The organism is Desulfobacter sp. (genome assembly GCF_050177295.1).
Genome location: NZ_JBFXHE010000166.1, coordinates 4,985 through 9,177, shown reverse-complemented (window position 1 = coordinate 9,177; position 4,193 = coordinate 4,985). Strand labels below are relative to the sequence as shown.

Here is a 4,193-nt window from a genome sequence, read left to right as displayed (position 1 = left end):
GCGGTCAAGGATCAGTCCCCGGTCTCCCTGGATGGTGATCCGTCTGACATAGGTGTTTTCAGCTTTTTTCCTAAGCGTATGACCCTGGAGAATCTGGATGTCAAAGGAGCGGATGACAATGCCCACCAGGCACAGCAGCAGAAAAAAACGGACAAAAAGAATCCGTAAGCCGATTTTTTCACAAGGGTTTGCCGCCATTTAGTTCGTTCCTTGGGGCAGGTAAATGGTTTGATTAAAGATGTCCGGTGTCAGTCCTAACCGGGTGCGGGCAATACGGGAGATCCGTGCGTCGGATTTAAGGCGCGCTATTTCCACGCTTAAGGCCTGGCGGTAATCTGCCATGTCCCGGATCTGGCTTTCAGTTTTTGCAATCATGATCATGGCCTGACTGGATTCGCTTCTGATCCAGGCGTTGCAAATGAGTTCGGCTGCCAGCACCATGATCAGGAAAAACCACAGCAGTCCTTTACGGTTCTGGAGAGAATTGATCTGTTGTCCCCGTTTTTGTGGTGTGTTCAAAGTCGGATCGCCTTTTTATAGTCTTTGCGCCACCCGCAACTTGGCGCTTCTTGCCATGGGGTTTGCTTTAATCTCGTCTGGATACGCTGTCACAGGTTTTCTGGTGACGGATTCCATCTGCTTCACAAATCCGCATATGCATTTGGGAAACTGCCTTGGACATGTGCATCCGTTTTCAAAGGCGCGCAGCTGTTGTTTGACAATACGGTCTTCCAGGGAGTGAAAAGAGATGATGCTGATACGCCCGCCTTTGACCAGCATGGGCGGCACCGCCTGCATGAATGTTTCCAAGCGCTCAAGCTCCCGGTTGACCACAATGCGCAGGGCCTGGAACACCCGGGTGGCCGGATGAATTTTCTGCTTTGCCTTTGCACCGGCAGGCACGGCTTCTTCAATGACCCTGGCCAGATCGAGGCTGGTGTTAATGGGGGCGCAAGCCCTTTTTGCAGCGATTGCCTTTGCCATCCGTCTTGAAAAGCGTTCTTCTCCGTATGTGAAAAAAATATCAACCAATTGTTCTTCCGAATAGGTGTTCACCACCTGGTGTGCGGTTAACCCGTTGCGGACATCCATCCGCATATCCAAGGGTTCGTCTCTTTTGAAACTGAACCCGCGTTTGCTCTGCGTCAGCTGGTTGAGTGAAAAGCCCAGGTCAAGAAGAATGCTGTTAACCCCGTTAATTCCGGCTTCTTTGAGAATATCGGGGAGATCACTGAAGTTGTTATGGTACAGCCGGACATTATCCTTGAACGGATGAAGTGCGTTTCGGGCGTTGGTAATGGCATCCATGTCCTGGTCAATGCCGATCAGCAAACCGCCGGAACCTATGGCCTTGAGCGTTGCCACCGCGTGTCCGCATCCGCCGAGGGTGCAGTCCACACAGATGTCTCCGGGTTTAAGGTTCTGATATGCATGCACCTGACTCGGCATGACAGAGGTATGTTGAAAACCCATATCATAAACCTATGGAAGCAATCTCTTCTCTGACGTCCTCCCGCTCAAGCTCCTGCTCCATTGTATTCTGCTCCTGCTCCCATCTCTCTTTGGCCCAAATTTCAAACCGGTCCAGAACACCTACAAGAACGACCTCTTTGTCTATCCCTGCATAGGTTCTTAGATTCTGGGGAATTAAAATCCTGTCCTGCTTGTCGCATGTCAGCGGACAGGCATTGCCCAGAAAAAAACGTTTGAACCTCTGCATGGCTGCCGTCTTGACCGTTTTTAAACGGTCCTCAATAGCCTGCCATTCGGTGAAGGTAAATGCAAAGATGCAGCCGTCCTTGATTGAGACCACAATCCCGTAATCATCATCCGCCTTGAGCACTGTTCTGAATCGTGCCGGGATAATGAGTCTTCCTTTGTCATCAATGGTATGACAGGAACTGGATCGAAACACTTGGGGCAGCCTTTTTTTTAAAAAACTACATCCACTTTGCACCCACCTTGTACCCACTTTTACGAAAAATATAAGATAAGTCAAGCTATAAAATGAATAGACATTATAGAGATTTCGGCTAACTATTTGATTTTATTAGATACTCAAAAGCAAATTTATAGTAAAATCAATAGGTTGTAAAAAATGGAATAATATGTAATAATTTTTAATTAAATAGGCAAGTTCAAAGGGTATTGGTGTATCTGATTAGAAACTTCAATGGAGAAAATTAAAAGTTGACTGGAAAATATAGGGTTGCGCTGGGTGGGTATTTTTTAAAACAGACTAAAGGGCGCTGGCTACGGCCCGGTGAATCTGATCAATTTTTTCATTCAGTTCTGCCCTGGTGCAGTTGGGAATATGCACCGGGGGGTGGATGATCAGATCCACCGTACCCGGCATGAGATCCAGAGTATCAGAGGGTAGAATATGTTCTGAATTTTTAATCGTTACGGGCAAAACCGGCAGACCGGAATTCATGGCAAAAACAAACGCGCCTTTTTTAAAGGGCAGAAGCTCACCCCTGGATCTTGTCCCTTCGGCGAAAAACAATATGCTGGCCTTGTCTGACAACTTGTTTTTGGCCGCGTCAATGGATTCCACGGCAGACTGCCCATTGGATCTGTCCACATAAATACAGCCAAGAAGCGTGCAGGCTGTGCCGAAAACCGGAATTTTTTTAAGTTCCGCTTTCATCACCCATTTAATGGTGAGTCCTGTAAATCCGTGCAGCACAGGGATGTCCACCATGCTTTTATGGTTGGCCACCACCACGTAGGACGATTTTGGATTGTAATTCTTTCTGCCCTGGATTCTGGCCCGTATGAGCGCAATGGCACAAAATATCCTGGCCCAGGTCACTGCCAGGGCATCAGCCTTGTCCGGGTTGAAAACAGCCCCGACAACGATGCAAATCAGCCCCATGACCAGGGTGTTTAAAAACATGGCCGGGATTACAATAATCCATTTATAGGGCTGATAAGCTATTTTGAATAAAGCGTTCACTCCTTATTCGGGTTCAGTGCTGTCCTGTTGTTCAATTCCCAGAAGTTTATCCGTGTACGAAACAATATCTTCGGCTTTATAGCTGGTCAGGGTGAACGCATAGGGTGTATATGAACAAGACCCTTCCACATCCTGATGGTCCTTTTTATCGAACAGATTTAGAACAAAAGTGCTATCGGTTTCAAGTAAAATTTTACATGAGGGCTGTATCTCCTTTAACCGGGCAGCCTTGTCATCATCGATAAAGGCCAGGCATTCAAGCTTTGACAAAGACGACAGAAGATCAGATATACTCTTTTGATCCGCAACAGACCCCTCTTCGTTTTTCCAGATCGCTTCTTTGGGGGCCGCCTTTTCTGCTGTGGATTCCTCTTTTTTCTGATCTGTTATTTCAAGGGCCTCGGCTTTTACCAGGGTGATGGTTTTTCCCTGCGTTTCCAATGTGATCTTTTTCACGCTGTCCGGGTCAAACCCGAGCACTTTTTTATCCCTGAAATCAGCCGCCTCTTTGTCAAACTGGCTTTTGAAATTACCGTTGGCCTGGTAAACGGTCCGGTCCTTGTCATCTGACAAGCCATCCAGGCAAATAAATGTATGGTTGTAGCTGGGCGCTGTTTTGCCGATGGCAAAGTTGCGCACCACCTCTTTTCCGGCCAGGGCTTTGACCGTTACGGCATGGGTATCATCCAGTTCATACCTTGCAAGGTCCTTGGCTCCGGATACAAGGGCGGACAGTTTCATCTCCTTTAAGGTGCCAAGCATCTGCGCTAGGTCATCCGGGTTTGCCGGGAATTTTTTGTCGGTAACGGTCCAGTCCTTTTCTCCTTTATTAAGGATCACCAGGCGGTCTGCCTTGGAGATTTCCACCCGGTCAATGCGGGCTGTATCCACCTGGGGAATCGTTGGCAGTTCATAATGGACCCGGTCGTTCTTTCTAAGACCGAGATAGGCGCTTAAACCGATGATCAGTATAATCAGGATAATATATTCTTTTTTCATGACTTTTCCTTATTTCATTAAATCAGCCAAACATACGTGCAATTTTTTTCTTTTTCATGCTTCTGAAAAACCAGACGCCCAGGCCGAACAGGAAAACCAGGACAGAAAGCCCTATAATATTGAATCCCTTGATGATGTTTTTGGTTAAAGGATTGGTTTCTGCAATGGGGTTCAGGGTCTGCTGTTTGCTTCTCAAAAGGGCAGTGCCGTCATCGCCGTTGAGGTGGTCCAGGGC

6 protein-coding genes and 1 pseudogene are annotated in these 4,193 nt (G+C 47.5%); all 7 read right to left on the bottom strand.

Going from position 1 to position 4,193, the window contains the following annotated elements:
• Window positions 1–198: pseudogene (locus AB7U36_RS12625) on the bottom strand (peptidoglycan D,D-transpeptidase FtsI family protein); the annotation flags it as partial.
• Window positions 199–519, bottom strand: coding sequence for a cell division protein FtsL (locus AB7U36_RS12620; protein WP_428160121.1), 321 nt, complete (start codon window positions 517–519; stop codon window positions 199–201).
• Window positions 520–534: 15 nt separating this feature from the next.
• Window positions 535–1,473, bottom strand: coding sequence for a 16S rRNA (cytosine(1402)-N(4))-methyltransferase RsmH (gene rsmH / locus AB7U36_RS12615; protein ID WP_428160120.1), 939 nt, complete (start codon window positions 1,471–1,473; stop codon window positions 535–537).
• Between the two features lies 1 nt (window position 1,474).
• Window positions 1,475–1,915 (bottom strand): division/cell wall cluster transcriptional repressor MraZ, encoded by a 441-nt coding sequence (gene mraZ / locus AB7U36_RS12610; RefSeq protein ID WP_428160119.1) that lies wholly within the window; start codon window positions 1,913–1,915, stop codon window positions 1,475–1,477.
• A gap of 324 nt (window positions 1,916–2,239) precedes the next feature.
• Window positions 2,240–2,959, bottom strand: a complete 720-nt coding sequence (locus AB7U36_RS12605) for a lysophospholipid acyltransferase family protein (protein ID WP_428160118.1) — start codon at window positions 2,957–2,959, stop codon at window positions 2,240–2,242.
• 3 nt (window positions 2,960–2,962) lie between these two features.
• Entirely contained in the window at window positions 2,963–3,958 is a 996-nt protein-coding gene (locus tag AB7U36_RS12600) for a DUF4340 domain-containing protein (RefSeq protein ID WP_428160117.1), read from the bottom strand.
• A gap of 22 nt (window positions 3,959–3,980) precedes the next feature.
• A partial coding sequence (locus AB7U36_RS12595) for a hypothetical protein (protein WP_428160116.1) occupies window positions 3,981–4,193 on the bottom strand: 213 nt, incomplete at its 5' end.